Annotated in this window: 20 protein-coding genes; 2 read left to right on the top strand and 18 right to left on the bottom strand. The window is 42.5% G+C overall.

The window, feature by feature from the left end:
- Positions 1 to 5 precede the first annotated feature (5 nt).
- Genes Q8R38_07405 through Q8R38_07415 form a run of 3 tightly spaced genes read right to left on the bottom strand, consistent with a single transcriptional unit; the run spans position 6 to position 2,245 of the window.
- Positions 6 to 1,271, bottom strand: coding sequence for a DUF4900 domain-containing protein (locus Q8R38_07405; protein MDP3791852.1), 1,266 nt, complete (start codon positions 1,269 to 1,271; stop codon positions 6 to 8).
- 7 nt (positions 1,272 to 1,278) lie between these two features.
- Complete coding sequence (locus Q8R38_07410) at positions 1,279 to 1,815, bottom strand: hypothetical protein (GenBank protein ID MDP3791853.1); 537 nt, start codon at positions 1,813 to 1,815, stop codon at positions 1,279 to 1,281.
- 4 nt (positions 1,816 to 1,819) lie between these two features.
- Positions 1,820 to 2,245, bottom strand: a complete 426-nt coding sequence (locus Q8R38_07415; protein MDP3791854.1) for a hypothetical protein — start codon at positions 2,243 to 2,245, stop codon at positions 1,820 to 1,822.
- A gap of 129 nt (positions 2,246 to 2,374) precedes the next feature.
- On the opposite strand from Q8R38_07415, the gene Q8R38_07420 reads away from it, so the two are divergent.
- The gene (locus Q8R38_07420) at positions 2,375 to 2,677 is read left to right on the top strand and encodes a DUF134 domain-containing protein (GenBank protein MDP3791855.1); all 303 of its coding nucleotides are present in this window, start codon (positions 2,375 to 2,377) and stop codon (positions 2,675 to 2,677) included.
- A 293-nt stretch (positions 2,678 to 2,970) separates the two neighbouring features.
- Here Q8R38_07420 and Q8R38_07425 read toward each other — a convergent pair whose 3' ends face one another.
- The 13 genes from Q8R38_07425 to Q8R38_07485 form a co-directional block, all read right to left on the bottom strand.
- Positions 2,971 to 3,720 carry a pseudouridine synthase gene (locus Q8R38_07425; protein MDP3791856.1) on the bottom strand — a complete coding sequence of 250 codons (750 nt, stop codon included), beginning with the start codon at positions 3,718 to 3,720 and terminating at the stop codon, positions 2,971 to 2,973.
- 81 nt (positions 3,721 to 3,801) lie between these two features.
- Entirely contained in the window at positions 3,802 to 4,797 is a 996-nt protein-coding gene (locus tag Q8R38_07430; protein MDP3791857.1) for an inorganic phosphate transporter, read from the bottom strand.
- Positions 4,798 to 4,803: 6 nt separating this feature from the next.
- The gene (locus Q8R38_07435) at positions 4,804 to 5,430 is read right to left on the bottom strand and encodes a DUF47 family protein (GenBank protein ID MDP3791858.1); all 627 of its coding nucleotides are present in this window, start codon (positions 5,428 to 5,430) and stop codon (positions 4,804 to 4,806) included.
- 83 nt (positions 5,431 to 5,513) lie between these two features.
- Complete coding sequence (locus tag Q8R38_07440) at positions 5,514 to 6,176, bottom strand: DedA family protein (GenBank protein ID MDP3791859.1); 663 nt, start codon at positions 6,174 to 6,176, stop codon at positions 5,514 to 5,516.
- A gap of 68 nt (positions 6,177 to 6,244) precedes the next feature.
- Positions 6,245 to 6,913, bottom strand: a complete 669-nt coding sequence (phoU, locus tag Q8R38_07445) for a phosphate signaling complex protein PhoU (GenBank protein ID MDP3791860.1) — start codon at positions 6,911 to 6,913, stop codon at positions 6,245 to 6,247.
- A gap of 28 nt (positions 6,914 to 6,941) precedes the next feature.
- A complete protein-coding gene (gene pstB, locus Q8R38_07450; GenBank protein MDP3791861.1) occupies positions 6,942 to 7,694 on the bottom strand; it encodes a phosphate ABC transporter ATP-binding protein PstB in 753 nt (250 codons plus the stop codon).
- Positions 7,691 to 8,446, bottom strand: coding sequence for a phosphate ABC transporter ATP-binding protein (locus Q8R38_07455; GenBank protein MDP3791862.1), 756 nt, complete (start codon positions 8,444 to 8,446; stop codon positions 7,691 to 7,693). Before Q8R38_07455 ends, pstB begins: the two co-directional genes overlap by 4 nt.
- A complete protein-coding gene (pstA, locus tag Q8R38_07460) occupies positions 8,440 to 9,282 on the bottom strand; it encodes a phosphate ABC transporter permease PstA (protein MDP3791863.1) in 843 nt (280 codons plus the stop codon). Before pstA ends, Q8R38_07455 begins: the two co-directional genes overlap by 7 nt.
- The gene (pstC, locus tag Q8R38_07465; GenBank protein ID MDP3791864.1) at positions 9,282 to 10,157 is read right to left on the bottom strand and encodes a phosphate ABC transporter permease subunit PstC; all 876 of its coding nucleotides are present in this window, start codon (positions 10,155 to 10,157) and stop codon (positions 9,282 to 9,284) included. The genes pstA and pstC overlap by 1 nt, the downstream gene beginning before the upstream one ends.
- Positions 10,154 to 11,005, bottom strand: a complete 852-nt coding sequence (locus tag Q8R38_07470) for a phosphate ABC transporter substrate-binding protein (protein MDP3791865.1) — start codon at positions 11,003 to 11,005, stop codon at positions 10,154 to 10,156. The genes pstC and Q8R38_07470 overlap by 4 nt, the downstream gene beginning before the upstream one ends.
- 15 nt (positions 11,006 to 11,020) lie before the next feature.
- Entirely contained in the window at positions 11,021 to 11,674 is a 654-nt protein-coding gene (locus Q8R38_07475; protein MDP3791866.1) for a DUF2490 domain-containing protein, read from the bottom strand.
- A gap of 115 nt (positions 11,675 to 11,789) precedes the next feature.
- A complete protein-coding gene (locus Q8R38_07480; protein ID MDP3791867.1) occupies positions 11,790 to 13,559 on the bottom strand; it encodes an ATP-binding protein in 1,770 nt (589 codons plus the stop codon).
- The gene (locus Q8R38_07485) at positions 13,549 to 14,244 is read right to left on the bottom strand and encodes a response regulator (GenBank protein ID MDP3791868.1); all 696 of its coding nucleotides are present in this window, start codon (positions 14,242 to 14,244) and stop codon (positions 13,549 to 13,551) included. The genes Q8R38_07480 and Q8R38_07485 overlap by 11 nt, the downstream gene beginning before the upstream one ends.
- 108 nt (positions 14,245 to 14,352) lie before the next feature.
- On the opposite strand from Q8R38_07485, the gene Q8R38_07490 reads away from it, so the two are divergent.
- The gene (locus Q8R38_07490) at positions 14,353 to 15,591 is read left to right on the top strand and encodes a glucose-1-phosphate adenylyltransferase (GenBank protein MDP3791869.1); all 1,239 of its coding nucleotides are present in this window, start codon (positions 14,353 to 14,355) and stop codon (positions 15,589 to 15,591) included.
- A gap of 12 nt (positions 15,592 to 15,603) precedes the next feature.
- On the opposite strand, the gene Q8R38_07495 is transcribed toward Q8R38_07490, so the two are convergent.
- Both Q8R38_07495 and mnmG read right to left on the bottom strand, forming a co-directional pair.
- A complete protein-coding gene (locus Q8R38_07495) occupies positions 15,604 to 16,488 on the bottom strand; it encodes a TIGR01212 family radical SAM protein (GenBank protein ID MDP3791870.1) in 885 nt (294 codons plus the stop codon).
- Positions 16,489 to 18,324, bottom strand: coding sequence for a tRNA uridine-5-carboxymethylaminomethyl(34) synthesis enzyme MnmG (mnmG, locus tag Q8R38_07500; protein ID MDP3791871.1), 1,836 nt, complete (start codon positions 18,322 to 18,324; stop codon positions 16,489 to 16,491).
- Positions 18,325 to 18,423 lie beyond the last annotated feature (99 nt).

Below are 18,423 nucleotides of genomic sequence, written 5' to 3' on the forward strand. Positions count from 1 at the left end.
TGCTTTTAAGTTTCTGCCCACAAAATCTTTAGATATACTATTCTATTGTTCGAATCCCTGGCAGGAGGGAAAAACGCGGGCGCGGAATCTTCAAATCTCTGATCGTAATTATAATCTTTCGTATAGCCGCTGACCTTTTGGCCAGTGCTCGCGTTGAATGTTCCTACCGCGCCTCTTTCGTCCTGTGTTATTCCGCCAAATAATGTCAACGTGCCCTTAACTACCGAAGTATAATTTTCCAGATAGAACGATTTATTTAGTGCGAGTATATATCCGTCTATCTCAAGATTATATGGTGCGGCGGAATCAATAACAACGTTGTTTCCGGAAACAATACCGAATATGTCGGTGCTTGACGGGTTGGTCCTGGGGTCATTAGCATATAAAATATTGCCTGTAATATAAATATTTTTACCGGTACCCTGGTTTCCTACGGTAAGTTGGCCGGACAATATACCGGAAATGTTTAAGTCGCCATTGTTGACAAAAAGCGCCCCGCTTGGCGGCACCGGCACATTATAGTTATCCCAATCTTTATCGGCATTTGTTACATTCATTGTGCCGTTTGACAAAAGCGTTACGGTTGAATCGCCTATTAGATATAACCCGTTGCTTTGTTGCGCGGAAGCGCTTAAACTGCTTAAGATGTCCGCCGATGTCGGCAGTCTTATATTAGGCGCGCCCAGGGTTAGCGATTCTCTGAAGTCCGGATTATCCAATGGAGGCGGCCCATGATAGTAATGTATGGAAGTGCTCACACTGCTGACCGGCCCCTCAAAGGTGGGGTCATCTATTATATTTAATTGGCCGTTGGTATGCATAGGGCCTCTTATAGCATCGCCGCCTATAAACCATATGCGGGATCCGCTGCGTATTTCCGTATCTGTTAGATAAATGTATCTGGAGTAGGACATCGCTCGGACTGTAAGCGATAGTGTTTTTGTTGAATTCTTGTAGGTTCCGGTGGAAGTTAATACATAGGTAGGGAAGACGCCGCCGCCGGTTTGGCTCACTATTACATTAAATGTTCCTGTGTTGCCGGAAGAAAGAGTGATCGTTCCGCCAGTGCCCATTGTGCTGCCTGAGCGTAACTCCACAAATTTCTTAGCCAGGCCTGCCTCCGCAAGATAGTAAGCGCGTATACCATCGGTTGCTCTGGCTGCCAGGGACAGATCTCCGGATGCTATAGCAGCCAGGCCTATTATTATAGCAAGAATTATCATTGCTATAACCAGCGCGAATATAAGGGCAAATCCTTCTCTTGTTTTCATATCTTCTTTATTTTGGAGTATTCCTTAAATTGACGTTTGTAGTGACAGACCCCACAGAGCTTCTACCGCCCCTTTGTTGCAACACAGAAACATAAATCGTGACCAATTGTTCATCGGCTGAAGGTTCGCTGAAGGTTAAGGTTACATTTGAATTTCCAGGTGGTGTGTATATGACTTTCTGTGTCGGATTTTGCGTGGGGCTTTCATAGACTATAGTGTTATTGGTTAGAAAAAATTTTCTGACAATCGGGGGGTCATCGCCAGGTTGTATAAATTGTATCTCGGTGCTGGGCATGGCCGGGGTAGTGCTGGAGGGAGCCCCTGAGCGTAAGCCGAATGTTCCGGCCGGCTCTTTTACTCCACGGATCATAGTAGCGAGTGCAATATTGATATCACGTTGAAGATTGTAAGTTGCAATACTGTCTGAATAGGCATTCTGGGTCAGCATAAAAGCGCCTATGGCGGAAATGAATAAGAAGACAACAATAACGCTTGCTATAAGAAGCTCTGTTAAACTATGCGCTTTTCTACTCGTGATTATCATTTTCTTAATTTATCTGAGGTTCGTTGGCTATATATGTTCCTACATACTCACGCATGGTTCTGTTCGTACCGAATAGTATCTCGCTCCACTGCATTTCAACAATGACGCTCTTATAATAGCCGAGGTCCCCGGAAACAGTAACAATTCGCCTGCCTTTGAAATCATCGGCTGTATTATTGGGCGTGCCCCTGGTATCTATTGATACGCCATTGATGTTACTGCTTAGTATATTGGCAAAAGGTAATTTTCGCAATCTTTCTATTTCTTGCTGGGCGGCATATGCGGCTTGCGTTTTGTGTTTGGCATAGGAGGCGCTATATTTGCCTACGATAAGGGTATTTACGGCGCTTAGCCATATGATGATGAGGATGAATATGCTGACGACGGCCTCTGTCAGCGTGAAACTTTTACGGGAGAAGAGTTTCATCATGCAGTGATTATACACACGGGCAGATATGAATGCAAGAAAAAATTGACAAGCGGATTATCAAAGTGTATATTATGGGTATATACTCAAAACATAACCTGTGAATAATTTTTATAAAATAGGTATTTAGATATGTCCGGCAGGCCGAAAATACATAGGATCGTTAGCAGAGAACCCAATACGAAACAGTTTAGTCCGCGGGGGACAAGGGGCAGGCCGGGCTATAATCAATTAAAGGTTGAGGAACTTGAAGCAATAAGGTTGTCAGACCATATGGGCTTAAAACAGGCCGAGGCGGCCAAGTGCATGGGGATAAGCCAACAGACATTCTCAAGGATATTAAGAAACGCCAGGAAATGCCTGGCAGAAGCCCTGGTTTTGGGCCATATCATAAAGGTTAATGGGGGAGTCTTCAAAATTGAGAAATGGACCTAAAATAGCTATCCTGGCAATTCTTTTAGTAGTTACTGCAACTGCATTGACAGGTTGCGTGTCAATTCCGATCCCAAGTTCAATTCCGCTACCAAGCCAGATCCCTATAGTTAACTGGTTTCTAGTATAAGCATACCCATAAAGACCGTTATAAATCCATTCTTGGCCCAATAGAGAACGTCCTATAATATATCTTATGTTAACTTGGCCTATTGAAAGTAATAGCCACAAGTATCTGTGGCTCAATGTGTTATATTATAATGTAAATTATATGTGGATAACTACTAATTCTACTTCTATTTGATAAGTTTGGATATTCTTGGCGGAGCTTCTTTTAATTCTAACCACTTTCCTGGCTTTAGCGATCCAAGCTCAAATGGTCCGAACCGGGTCCTTATAAGACGTTTTACAGGCCTATTTAATGCCCCAAATAGGCGCCGTATTTCACGATTTTTACCTCCCCTGAGGCTTATCTCAACCCAAGTGAAATCATCGTTTTTAGATAGTATCCTTAGGCCTGTAGGCTGTGTTTTTTCACCGCGGCCGATATCTAAGCCCATTTTTAGGATATCCTTGATTTCACTGTCCATAATCTGGCCCATTATTTGAACCTCATAAGTGCGGCTGATTTCATAATGCGGATCTGTAAGCAGATTGCCGAATTTAGTATCGTTTGTGAATATTAATAAGCCTTCAGAGTCTAAGTCCAGGCGGCCTACCGGAAACATCCACCCATCCACATCATTAAGAAACTCATAAACCGTGGGCCTGTTAAGCTCATCTTTGCGGGTAGTTACATAGCCGGCAGGCTTATGTAATAAAATATACCTTTTTTTGGCTCTTGAAATAGGCTTTTCGTTTACCAGTATTTTATCGGAATTTCTTATTATGCGGCCAGGGTCGGTGACAGTTTTTCCATTTATTTTTACCTTCCCCGCCATTACAAGCCCAAGCGCTTGTTTTCTTGAGCAAAAACCCGACTTTGATATTGTTCGGATTATATTCTTTGATAGGCTTTTTTTGTGGTGCTTACTGCGGCTATTCATCGCTTTTATTGTGTTATTTTCACTATTTTGCCTCTCCCCCGCCCGTTTTTACCCCCTCCCCCGGTATGAAAATGTGAGTTTTTATAGGGATTTTATCGCGGTTAATGCAATATAGGCTAATGCGGAAATTATCGCGGAACACGGTATTGTAAGAACCCAGGCCCATATTATCCGACCTGCTACTCCCCACTTGACCGCACTCATTCGTTTAAGGGAGCCTATGCCCATAATGGCTCCGGTAATGGTATGGGTCGTGCTTACAGGAATGCCGAATGCGGATGACATAAATAGCGTAGCGGCTGCCCCTGATTCGGCGCAGAATCCATCTACAGGTTTAAGTTTTGCGACTTTTTGTCCCATCGTTTTTACTATACGCCACCCGCCAAACATTGTGCCAAGCGCTATTGCGGTATGACATATTATGACTACCCAAAAAGGTATATGAAATGTGGTCCCTAACACACCCGCGCTAAAAAGGAGGCTTGCGATAATTCCCATCGTCTTTTGCGCATCATTTCCGCCATGACCAAGGCTATACAGTGCCGCGGAAAATAATTGACCTTTCCTAAATATATGATCAACTTGCGATGGAACGCTTTTTCGGAATATCCAGTAAACGAGTATGCCGAATACCAGGCCTAAAATAAGCCCCAAGACTGGGGATATTACTATAAATATCGCAGTTTTTATAATACCGTTCCAGACTAAAGATGAGCTCCCTGCCTTTACTAAAGCGGATCCTATCATACCGCCTATGAGAGCATGCGATGAGCTTGTGGGTAGGCCAAGGTACCATGTGATAATGTTCCAGCCGCATGCGCCAACAAGCGTGCCGAATATTATGTTGTTATCTACTATGGCTATGTCTATAATCCCCTTGCCTATAGTGTTTGCAACGTGAAGACCGAAGAATAGGAATGCTACAAAATTAAAGAACGCGGCCCATATGACCGCATATCGCGGTGACAATACACGCGTGGAAACTATAGTGGCTATGGAATTGGCTGAATCATGAAAACCATTCAAGAAGTCAAATAGGAGGGCTAAAAAAATCAGGAATAATACGGCAAGTGTCATTATTATTTATGCTTGTTTTACAAGTATATTCTGCACTATATGTGCGACGTCTTCACAGATGTCGAGAACCGTTTCAGCGTCTTGATATATATCTTTCCACTTTATTAAAGCTATTGGGTCTTTTTCAGTCTCAAAAAGTTTTGCAAGCATCTGATCCCTCATAGAATCACCAACATTTTCAAGACGATTGACCTCAACGCAGGATTCCGTAACGGATCTCATATTTTTTGCATTACGCAAACCTTTTATAGCGCATTCCACCGCGCGAACCGATTCGTCTATTACCGAAGCGAATTCTATCAGATTTTTATTTCCGCCGGTTACGTTATAGACTCTTAACCGGTTTATGATCGTGTAAAGCATGTCAATAATATCATCAAGCTCTTTTGCGAGCGCATGAATATCTTCACGGTCAAACGGCGTGATGAATGTCTTGTTAAGGCGTTCCAGTATTTCATGAGTTACTTCGTCGCCGTCGTGCTCCAGTTGGTGCATCTTCTCCAGGGATTTTTCATCAATGATATTTTGAGATACTAGTTCTTTGAAGCAACCGGCGGCTTCTACCGCATAGTGGGCCTGTTTTTCGAAAAGGTCAAAAAAATTAAAATCTTTTGGCAGGAACTTAAAAAACATATTGCTCTCCTCGATGATATTGTTAGTGAAATATAAATTACATTATCATTATAGGGAGCAAAATATGCGGTGTCAAGGTATTATTAGTTTGAAAGCGTTTTTTTTCTACTCTTTTCTTTGCGCGCTCTCCAGAATTCTATAAATACCGGCATTGCAGAAACAACCATTATGCCTAATATCGCCAGCGTGAAGTTATTTTTGATAACAGGCGCATTTCCGAAAAAGTATCCGCATGCTAAAAATATCGCAACCCATAAAAATCCACCTACTACGTTGTAAATAATGAATTTAAGATAACTCATACTTCCTATGCCTGCGACGAAAGGGGCGAAAGTTCTTACTATAGGAATAAACCTCGCTAATATTATGGTCTTGCCACCGTATTTTTCAAAGAAGCGGTGGGTCTTGTCTATGTGTTCAGGTTTCAAAAAACGCCCATGGCCATATTTTAATATCTCATGTCCTAAAAATTTTCCTACTGCATAGTTTACGGTGTCTCCGATAACGGCGGCGCTTACAAGAACCGCAAAAAGCCACCATGGATTGAATATTTCCATTGCCGCAAGAGTACCTACGGCAAAAATAAGCGAATCTCCGGGAAGAAAAGGTGTTATTACAAGTCCTGTTTCGGCAAATATTATAAGGAATAGGAATAGGTATACCCAGTTACCGTAATTTTGAACGATTATACCGAGGTATCTGTCGAAGTGAAAAATTGTTTCTACTATATTTACGATGTATTCCATATTTTTTAGTTCCTAAATATTATGTGATAGGTGTAGCGTATCACAACCAACATTTTTGTCAATAAGGATTATCTTAATTTTTCCGGATGATGTTTAACAACTTCCGCCTCGACCATGTAAATTACATCCTCGGCTATATTTGTGGCATGGTCACATATGCGTTCCAGGAATCTGGCAATCAGTAGGAGCTGTACAGCCAGCGGGCTTGTGGAGCCATCCTTTACCATGTAGTCCTCTATTAGTTCTTTTTGTATAAGATTGCGTAGTTTGTCAGCTTCGGGGTCTGATAGCATGACATTCTTTGCCATATTGACATCGCCCCTTATGAAAGAGTCTATCGCGGCCTTCACCATGTTTTGAGCAATAGCGGCAAGCTTAGGCAGGTCCACCAGGGGCTTTAATAGAGGCTTATCTACGATCTCGAGAGCACGCTGTGCTATATCTACAGCTATATCCGCAATGCGCTCAAGTTCAGTATTTAGCTTCATTCCGGTTGTAATGAATCTAAGGTCTTTGGCCATAGGTTGATATCTTGCGATCAGATCTATGCATTTTTCATCTATTGACAGCTCGAGTTCGTCTATTTTTACGTCATTTTCAATGACGCTTTTTGCGGCGTTGGTATCCCGGTTTTTAAGCGCCTCAAATGCCTTATATATAGCTTCTTCGGCAAATGCCCCCATTCTTAAGATGTCTTTATTTAAATCTTTTAACGCTTCGTCGAAATGCCTTTCCATTTTACACCTCTTCCCTTCCCTTTTTGTTTTATCCAAATCTGCCTGTTATGTAATCCTCAGTTTTTTTATCTCTTGGCCTTGTAAATATATCTTCAGTTTTACCGAACTCGACAAGCTCGCCCAATAACATGAAGCCTGTTTCATCCGAAACCCTGGCCGCCTGCTGCATATTATGCGTAACTATTATTATAGTATAATCTTTTTTAAGTTGCTGCATCAACTCTTCTATTCTTAGCGTGGCTATCGGGTCGAGTGCGGAACAGGGCTCATCCATCAATAGAACCTCGGATTTAATCGCGATAAGCCGCGCTATGCAGAGTCTTTGTTTTTGTTCGAGCGACAGCCTTAAGGCGCTTGTCTTTAATTTATCTTTCAATTCATCCCATAGAAGCACCGACGCCAGGCTCTCTTCCACCAGGGCATCCAATTTGCCCTTCTTCGCTATGTGATGTATTCTCGGTCCAAATGCCACATTTTCGTATATACTCAATGGAAAAGGGTTGGGCCTTTGGAATACCATGCCCACTCTTTTTCGGAGCCCAACAAGATCTACTTTTTCGCCATATATGCTCATGTCATCCACTTCGACGGACCCTGTGATCCTTGCGTCTTCCACAAGGTCATTCATCCTGTTGATGCATCTTAAAAGCGTCGATTTACCGCAGCCTGAAGAGCCTATCATTGCGGTGATGCACTTTTCTTTTATCGACATGTTAACGTTGATAAGCGCATGGAACTTATCATAAAATAAATTCAGGTTTGTTGTTCTAATTTTGCTCATCCGAACCTACCCGTTATATAGTCGTTGGTCTTCTTATTCGAAGGCGCGGTAAAGATTTTATCAGTAGTATCTATTTCGACAAGTTCTCCCATAAGGAAAAAAGCCGTTCTTGTACCGACTCTTGCCGCTTGCTTGGTATTATTTGTAACCAGCACTATAGTCTTTGTTTTCTTTAATTCAACCATAGACTCTTCCACTTTCGCTGTAGATATCGGGTCGAGGCCGGAGCACGGCTCATCAAATAGCACCACATCCGGATTTAGCGCCAGGGTTCTTGATATGCAAAGCCTTTGTTGCTGGCCCCCGGAGAGCTTAAGGCCCGATGAGCCGAGCCTGTCTTTAACCTCATCCCATAGAAATGATGTTTTTAACGCGTTCTCAACTATCGAATCCAGCTTTTTTTTATTATGTGTACCTGCCATCCTGGGCCCATATGCCACATTATCATATATCGAAAGCGGCAATGGGATAGGAAGCGCAAATATCATACCAACTCTTTTTCTTAATTCTTCCGGAGACATTTGGCTGTATATATCTTTTCCGCCGATAAGGATGTTTCCGATGACTTTTATAGTATCCTCGATATCGTTAAGCCTGTTTAAACTTCTCAAAAAAGATGTCTTACCGCTGTTAGACGGCCCTATAATGCTGAGAATTTCATTCTCTTTAATATCTATGGACACATTCTTAAGCGCCTGGACGCTGCCAAAGTTTATGCTTAGGTTTTTTACGCTTATTATATTCTTTACCATTTCTTCCTTCGAAATTTCGCCCTTATTATTACCGCCGCGAGATTCATTATTATTACAAGCCCCACGAGAACGAGTGCGGTGCCGTATCTATAACTTTCGCTTATGTTCGGTATCTGTGTTGATATTATGTACAAGTGATATGGCAGCGCCATAGCCTGATCAAAAACGCTATTTGGAATATTGGGAAGATAAAATGCCGCGACTGTAAATAATATAGGCGCGGTTTCGCCCGCGACACGTCCTATGCTAAGAATGGCGCCCGTTAGAATTCCGGGAAGCGCGAATGGCAATACCGAATGCCTTATAGTCTGCCATCTCGTTGTGCCTAAAGACAGGCTCACCTCTCTGAAAGATTTAGGAACCGCGCGCAGCGCTTCCCTGGTGGTGGTGATAATAACAGGCAGTGTCATTATGCCCAAAGTGAGCGACCCGGATATTATAGATACGCCGAATTTAAAAAATATTACAAAAAGGCTTAGTCCGAAAAGCCCATAAACTACCGAAGAAACTCCTGCGAGATTTATTATTGCCAGATTGATCATTCTGGTCAGCGTGTTATCCTTTGCGTATTCATTCAGGTAGATAGCCGCCATAACTCCTATCGGAAGCGAGAAGGCTATTGAACCTATCACAAGATAAAAGGTTCCTATTATGGCCGGGAATATTCCGCCGGCGCGCATGCCGTCCCGCGGCATAGAAAATAGAAATTCCCACGTTATGGCTGTCCATCCTTTCGATATGATTAAGAATACTATAAATATGACCGGGACCACTACGAGCAGCGTCGCCACCAATAGCGTTGTAAATCCTATCTTTTCTTTTAAGCGGACGTCTATCACTTCTTCTCCTTATTAAGAAAAAGATCTGCCGTAACATTTATCGCAAAAGATATAACAAAAAGCACTATGCCTATTGCGAATAAAGCATAATAGTGTTCGCTGCCTCTTACCGTTTCGCCCATTTCGGCGGCTATCGTGGCTGTTAATGTCCGTACAGGCCTTAAGAATGTGTGCGGTATTACCGCTGCATTTCCGGTTATCATCATTACAGCCATCGTCTCCCCTATTACCCTGCCTATACCCAGCATGGACGCCGCTATTATTCCCGGCAAAGCTCCGTGCATAACTACCCTATAAAGGGTTTGCCAGTGTGTTGCCCCCAAGGCAATCGCGCCTTCTTTGTATTGCCGTGGCACAGCGTTTATCGCGTCTTCAGATATGCTTATTATCGTAGGAAGGGCCATGAATGCAAGCATGATAGAGCCGGATAGGGCCGTTAACCCAGTCGGTATCTTAAATATAAATTTTATAAATGGCACCAAGGTCACCATTCCTATAAAACCTAGCACTACGGAAGGTATGGCGGATAATATTTCCACGCAGGATTTGAGGGCGTCGCGCACCTTGGGCGATGCAACATCCGCTATATAGAACGCAGAGCATATCCCTAACGGCACCGATATCAGCACAGCGCCTAATGTAACAAGTAAAGATCCTAGTATAAGAGGAAGTATCCCGAGTTTTGGCGGGTCGGAAATCGGGTACCAAAATTTGCCGCTTACGAATTCCCACAAGGAGACGTGCTTAAAAAGCGATATGCCTTCTTTTAGAAGAAATACGAATATTAGTAAAACAAACACTATAGAAGCTATTCCGCTCAAGAATATAAGTTTTTCTATAATGAATTCTTTTATTCTATTTGCTATTGTCATTTAATCGGTACAAAGTCCAGTTTTTTTACTATCTCCTGCCCTTCGTCGGAATGTACAAAGCTTATAAAATCTTTTATCGAGCCTTTGGGCTGCCCATTTGTGCACATATAGAGCGGCCTTGAGATGGGATATGCATTGCTCTTTACGCTCTCTATGTCGGGTTCCGTAAACGGGCCATGGTTAGATTTACCCACGGCTATGGTTTTTTGCTTGGGGCTAATGTAGCCCATGCCGTAATAGCCTATCGCGTTTTCGTTATTTGCTATCTCATCCGCTATAGCCTGCGAAGACGGCATTAGAAGAGCTGATGGCGAAAATTCTTCGGGCCCTTTCGGATTCCCGTTTCTCAATACATGTTCCTTGAAAAATATATGTGTCCCCGAATTTACTTCTCTGGACAGTATGACTATCGGCATATTTTTACCACCTACAGTTTGCCAATTATCGATGTTGCCCATAAATATATCTTTCAGCTGGTCGAGTGTTAAATTTTTTACCGGATTCTTAGGATTGACTACTACAGCGAGGCCGTCGAGCGCTACTATGTCTTGAACTGGCTTAATGCCCTTGTTTTCGGCCTGTTTAATCTCCTTATCGGCCATTGCGCGCGAAGATTCGGCTATGTCGCATGTTCCGCTTATTAAGGCTGCTATACCCGTTCCTGATCCTCCGCCCGTTATTGATATGTTAATATCGGGATGGAGCTTGTTGAACTCCTCGGCCCATCCCTGCCCTAAATTCACCATTGTGTCAGAGCCTTTTATCTGGATGGTATCTTCAGCATAAGAAGTTACGGTTATCGATAGTATCGCCGCGGCCATAGCGATTGTTTGTAAATATTTTCTCATATGCATATTCTCCTTTTAGAACGCGATCTTAATTTTTGTGCCAAGCACATTCGTATTATTCCATTTGTCTCCCCTGATTCTGTTACCCTTTAGCATATAAAATATGTCGAATTTTACATTTTTTGTCAGGTCGAATTCTATTCCCGATGCAAATCTATTTTCGTTAAAACCGGTGCTGTCAGATGATATAAATATTTCATCCGAAGCATAAGGTGAAACCTTAATTTTTGCGATGTCCATAGGAAGCTTAATAGAGAACTTATTTCGGTAACGGACGGAGTCATTCTTAAATCTGAAATGACGATATTCGAGCCGGTTTCGGTCATCTATTTTGAATTTCCATAGATCAAATTTTAGGGTGGCAGTTGCGTTGGGTTGATCCTCTTCTCTCCATTTGTGCTTGTATTTTTCGAGAACCAAACGATAGCCCAGCCCGATGTCCAGTCTCTTATCAAAACCAAAAATGAATCCCCAGTCATAATGTTGATAATAAAATTCACCCGCATTTTCACCGAAGCGAAATTCCTGCTCCATGAAGAATTTCACATCCTTAGCTATCTTTACTTCCTCGACATCCGTATTCCATATCTGAAAATCGCCGTTTTCATAGGCGTAGGCGTTAGCACCTATCGATGCTATCAGCGCCACAATGCACAACATCTTCTTCATATACTTCCTTTCTGCCTCCATATGGGCTTTTCTACTTCTTGAGGAAGTATACGATATCAATGTGACAGAATCTTTAAGGGTTTGTGAATTATGTGTGAATCTAAAAGGCATGGCCTTAAACCGTTGGTATAGTGAAGCTGAATATAGAGCCGTTGCCGGGCGCGGATTTTACCCAAACTTCCCCGCCGTGCGCCTGGATTATGTGTTTTACTATCGAAAGCCCAAGTCCCGTGCCGCCAAGTTCCCTCGAGCGAGCCTTATCCACACGATAGAAGCGCTCGAATATTCTGGGTAAATCTTTTTCGGGTATACCTATTCCGGTGTCTGAGACATCCAGCTTAACGAAACCGTTATCCTGGGAGCCGTGTATTTTTATAGACCCTTCTTTCGGAGTGTATTTTATCGCATTGTCCATTAAATTTAATACAGCCTGGGTAAGCCTGCTTTCATCTGCCAGTACCTTCGGCAGGTTTCCTGGAATATCTATCGTTATATTAATAGATTTGTCATGGGCCGATTTTTTCAATATTTCCAAGACTTTTGTCACAACTATCTTTGAGTCAATTGACAGGAGGACCATCTTCATCTTGCCAGATTCTATTCTGGAAATATCCAGCAGATCGTCTATTAATTTCGCCAGCCGGTCGCTCTCGCGATATATGATATTTATAAAATCCATCGCGTGCGGCTTGTCCTCAATGGCGCCCCCAAGCAGTGTCTCGGAATATCCTTTTATATTGGAAAGAGGGGTTCGTAATTCATGAGACACATTTGCGACAAAATCCTGCCTGACGCGTTCAAGACGCTTTAATTCCGTTATATCGTGGAAGACCAGGATTATGCCTTCCATAGTGCCATTCTTTATTATAGGAACGCCGCTTATCCTCACAATCTTTTCTTCAGGCGTGTTTGTCGCTATCTCGGTTATTAGCGCATTTTTTTCTCTCATTATGCGGTCTACCATATCCTGTATATCATTGTTTCTCACCACCTCTATAAGCCGCTTGCCTTCGGCTGAAGAATCGATGAAAAATAGTTTTCTCAAAGACGGATTAATCATGATTATGTTGCCGCTTTTATCGGTCAATATCACTCCTTCAAACATGCTCGATATAACAGCGTCCAATTTTGCCTCTTCATAAGAGATCTTTCCCGCTTTGTTCTCTACCTCTTCCGCCATGTAATTTAATGCTTCCGCTAAAGCGCCTATCTCATCATTTGATTGTTTATATATTCTTTTTGAAAAATTCCCTTTTGCCATTTGTTTAGCCACATCAGACATTTCAGACAAAGGCTTGGAGATCATTATCGATATAATGGCGCCCAAGATAAGTGTTAGTATAATGGCGAGAACCAAGGCAACAGCTATTATCTTTTGTATTTTTAGTTCGATAAGTTCTATTTCAGATAGCGGCATGGCAAGTCGTAAAAACCCCATCGAGCCATTTTCGCCCAGGGGCGTGGCCATATATAACATGTGGGTTTTTCTGGTTGTGCTGAATCGCTTGCTTTCACCAAATTCTCTTTTTAACGCATCCTGAATTTCAGGCCTTTTCATGTGATTTTCTACATCACGCAGATCACTTCCGGCCAACTCGGAGTCACCGGTAACTATGCCATCAGGGCTTATTATAGTCGCTCTTACATCAAGAGATTTTCCGATCCGGTTTGCGAGCATAGACGCATTGGCAGGACCTATACTTGATCTAAGTTCATTTTCTATTAAGTTTTTGTTTAAGAGTAGATCGTGCTTAAGGCTGTATTTTATGCGTTGTTCAAGATATTCTTTTAGGTGGTCATTTATGTAGAAATACAGAACAGCAAGTACCAAAAATATAATTAAGCAGAAAATTGAGGTGAGTTTCCAGGAAAGTTTAATTTTCATCAGCCTCTCTAATCCTATAGCCCATTCCCCTTACAGTTTCGATCATATCTCCTGCTTTCCCAAGCTTTTCCCTCAGTTTCTTTACGTGTGTATCTATGGTCCTGGTATTTATCATAGTATCGATATTCCATACATCATTGAGTAGCTTATCTCTATCCTGCACCCTTCCCTGTCTTTCCATTAGAGTCAAGAGCAGTCTAAATTCCATATTGGTAAGCGCTACATCTTTATTTTTAACAGTTACTCTATGTTTTGGAATATCTACAGATATGTCACCTATGGTTATCAACTCTTTCTTTTGCTCGTCTGTCTTACCCCTTTTTAATATAGCCTTTATCCTTAATACAAGTTCTCTGGGGCTGAATGGCTTTACCATATAATCATCGGCTCCAAGCTCAAGGCCAACTATTTTGTCAACCTCTTCGCCTTTGGCTGTAAGCATTATTATCGGCATATTTCTGGTTTTCGGGTATTGTTTTATTTTGCGGCATACCTCGAATCCGTCGATGCCGGGCAGCATTATATCGAGAATCATAAGATCAAAGGCCTGTTTTTCAAGGATAGATATGGCCTCTTCACCTGTTTTTACTGTTGTGCAGTCATATCCGGCCTTTTCCAGGTTATACCGGATAAGTTTGGCTATATTTTTTTCATCCTCGACTATCAATATGCGCACTTTGGGCATCGTATTTTTCTTCCTGTTAATTCGTATCATAGCATACAAACAGTGTATGTCAAATTTGTTTTTTACCCCATATATGATATACTTATTACTACAAAAAAGGACTAAAAAATGAAGAATGTTATAGCGTTGATTTTGGGCGGTGGGCAGGGCAAGAGGCTCTTCCCTCTTACAATGGTCAGGTCAAAACCGGCTGTCCCGATAGGGGGTAAATACCGCCTTATAGATATGCCCATAAGTAATTGTCTGCACTCGGATATAAAGAGTATTTATGTGCTAACACAGTTTAACTCCGAGTCTTTAAATAACCACATAAATGCTACCTATCGTTTCGATTTCTTTTCAAGGGCATTTGTCAGGATACTTGCCGCCGAACAGACTCTGGAGGGCGCCAACTGGTTCCAGGGCACAGCCGATGCTGTCAGGAAAAACATACTCCATCTTAATCTTCGCAATAATGACCAGGATATTCTGATACTTTCCGGCGACCATATATACGATATGGATTATCACGAATTGATACACTTTCACAGGGCCAAGAACGCCGATTTCACGGTTTCTGTTGTGCCTGTATGCTCAGATGAAGTTAAAGAACTGGGTATATTAAAACTGGCCGGCAATAAGCGTATCACTAAATTTAAGGAAAAACCGAATACGCCGGCAGAGTTAAGGAATTTGAAATTTAAGAGCTCAAAAAATTCTAAATGTCCGTATCTTGCCTCAATGGGAGTCTATGTCTTCAAGGCCAGCGCCCTTAAGAAAGCGCTTGAGGGTAATGATACGGATTTTGGCCGTGAAGTCATACCTCATTCGATAAAGAAGTTTAAAGGTTTTGGGTATATATTTGAGGGCTATTGGAAAGACATAGGAACGATAAAGTCTTTTTATGAAGTTAATCTGGAGATAGCCGCCTCAAAGCCTAATCTGGCGTTTTTGTACAAAGGCCGTGTATTTACCAGGCCCAGGTTTCTCTCCCCCTCCAGAATCTCCAATTGTCGTATAGAGCAGGCACTGATCACCGAAGGCTGTGTAATCAATGATGCCGAGATAAAACACTCCACAATCGGACTGCGAAGCATTATAGGAAAGGGATGTAAGATAAGTAAGAGCGTTATAATGGGCTCTGATTATTATGAAGATTCTCACGGTAAGGAAGCGGTAAAGATAGGTATAGGAGATGGTTCGACCATTGAGAACGCGATAATAGACAAAAATGCCAGGATAGGCAAAAACGTGATAATAAAAAATATAAATAATATTAAGAATATAGACGACAGCTGTTATTATATTAGAGATGGAATAGTAGTGATACCGAAGAATATGGTTATAAAGGACGGCACTAAGATTTAGATTGCCTGCCGGTCAGGCAGGCTTCGCTTCGCTCGCAATGACGGTCATGATTTTGTTGATAGTTCCTATCTTGTCTAAAGCCCACAATGGGGCGATGTGACTTTCTTTATCTCCCTGCCCTGTCAATCTTTGGATAATCACATCCGGCCCAAGGTGCCTAAGAAATTCGCATACCAGGTCCACATATTCATTCTGCTCCAATAGCTTTATCTTTCCCTCATCGTATAATTTTTCGAGCTTACTTCCCTTTAATATGTGAAGAACGTGTATCTTTATGCCGTCTATCTTAAGCCCTGCAAGGGTTTTGGCGGTTTCTATAATATCTTCTTTTGTTTCTCCGGGTAGTCCCAATATTACGTGCGCGGATACCGGAATATCAAATTGCCTCGTGACCCTGACCGCTTGCAAGAAATCCGAAAATGCATGCCCTCTATTTATCAGTTTAAGCGTCTTATTATGGATAGATTGAAGTCCATATTCTATCCATACTTCATATTTATCCTTATATGAAGATATGAGTCTCAGTTTTTCTTTGTCTACCTCGTCCGGACGCGTGCCTATCGATATTCCGACGATATCGTTAAAATCAAGAACTCCGTCATAAACGCTCTTTAGCTTGGCCGACGGCGCATAAGTGTTTGTGAATGCCTGAAAATAGGCTATGAATTTTTTCGCGCCTTCCCTTTCTTTTAGATAATCCATGCGCGTCTGAAGCTGTTCTCTTACATTATATTTTTTATTTATATATGATGCCCGAGAGCCGCTGAAATTGCAGTATAGACAGCCTTCTGCGCCCTTAGTTCCATCGCGATTAGGGCATGTAAATCCCGCGTCGATGGCTATGCGGTAGACCTTACAGCCGTATTTGGTTTTTAAATAATCGCTGTATAGCTTCAACTATTTTTCCCTTCGCAGCTTCTCTATCCATATCATGAGTATCGATATGGCTGCCGGAGTTACTCCCGATATGCGTGAAGCCTGGCCCAGATTTATAGGCCTTATATTGGTTAACTTTTCCTTTATTTCGTTTGAAAGGCCGTGTATAGACTTGTAGTCTATATTTTTCGGGACTTTTATCCTCTCGAGCTTATCAAATCTTCCTATGTCACTAAGCTGCCTCTTTATGAATCCCTCATACTTAATCTCTATCTCCACCTCATTTATTTCGTCAATAGTGAGACCGCTATTTACAGGCCGGCCCTGACAGGCCGAGGCCGCAGAATTTACGGTCCCGGTCTGGGAAACGGTTTCATGATACGATACGCCGGGTCGCCTCAATACCTTTTCAAGTCTCGTCTCTTTTAATCTCTTTATCTCGCTTTCGATATTTTCTTTCTTTTTCATAACGGCCGCATATATTTTTTCATTGACCAGGCCTATTTGATAACCTATAGGTGTAAGCCTTAAGTCGGCATTGTCTTCTCTTAGTATGAGGCGGTATTCAACCCTTGAGGTGAACATTCTGTAAGGTTCTTTCGTCCCCTTTGTCACAAGATCATCTATGAGGACACCTATATAGGCTTGTGAGCGATCCAGTATAAGTGGTTTTTTGCCGGCAACTTTAAAGGCCGCGTTTATTCCTGCCATGAGCCCGAGGCTTGCCGCTTCTTCGTATCCTGTGGTGCCGTTTATCTGTCCGGCCAGGTATAGGCCCGATATTGATTTTGTTTCCAGCGTGGGAAGTAACTGTGTAGGGTCAACGTAATCGTATTCGATGCCGTAGCCCGGCCTCGTAATAGATGCATTCTCCAGCCCTTCAATTGAGTGGACTATCTTTTCCTGCACATCTACAGGAAGGCTTGTGGATATGCCGTTCGGGTAGTATTCGTTTGTATTTAGCCCCTCCGGCTCTACAAATATGTGGTGCCTGTCGCGATCAGGAAAGCGATGTATCTTATCTTCTATAGAAGGACAATAGCGTACGCCCGTACCTTTTATCTTGCCGGTAAACAGCGGAGACCTGTCAAGGTTCGACCTTATGATGTCATGCGTATTTTTATTGGTGTAGGTTATGTAGCACGGCAGTTGGTCAGAGACGACTCTTTTAGTTTGAAATGAAAATGGCCTGATATCGCTATCGCCATGCTGGGCGGTCATCTTTTCAAAATGTATGGTCCTGCCGTCCAATCGCGCGCAGGTTCCGGTCTTGAGGCGGCCCATATTAAGTCCAAGCCTTTCCAGCGCCGCTGATAATCCTTTCGAAGGCTCTTCACCCGCCCTACCACCCTCAAAATGCTCCATTCCTATATGTATAACGCCGTTTAGAAATGTCCCGGGTGTGACTATCAATGTCTTGCAGTAATATATTTCGCCTAAGGAAGTCTTAATCGCGTTAACAATACCACCTTCTACTATAATGTCTTCAACCATGCCCTGCCTTACTTCCAGATTTGGCTGGCCCTCTATTACGGATTTCATATATAATCGGTATGCGTGCCTGTCTATCTGGGCCCTTGTAGATCTTACAGCAGGGCCTTTCCTTGTATTTAGGAGCCTGAATTGTATAGCAGTGGCATCGGTAGCCTTGGCCATCTGCCCGCCAAGAGCGTCTATCTCTTTTACGAGTTGCCCCTTAGCAAGGCCGCCTATGGCAGGATTGCATGACATATGGCCTATGGTATCGACATTCATTGTTACAAGAAGCGTCTTGCATCCCAATCGAGCCGATGCCAGGGCCGCTTCGCATCCAGCGTGGCCTGCGCCTATGATTATTACGTCGTATTTTTGGTTCATAGCCTAAGTATTTTAGCGCGAATCCACTCGGATTACAACTTGCTTTTTAGCGTTTTTTGGGGTATACTATTATTGGATGACAACAACATATTAACCCGT

Source organism: Candidatus Omnitrophota bacterium (genome assembly GCA_030695905.1).
Lineage (GTDB): Bacteria > Omnitrophota > Gorgyraeia > 2-01-FULL-45-10 > 2-01-FULL-45-10 > CAZHPY01.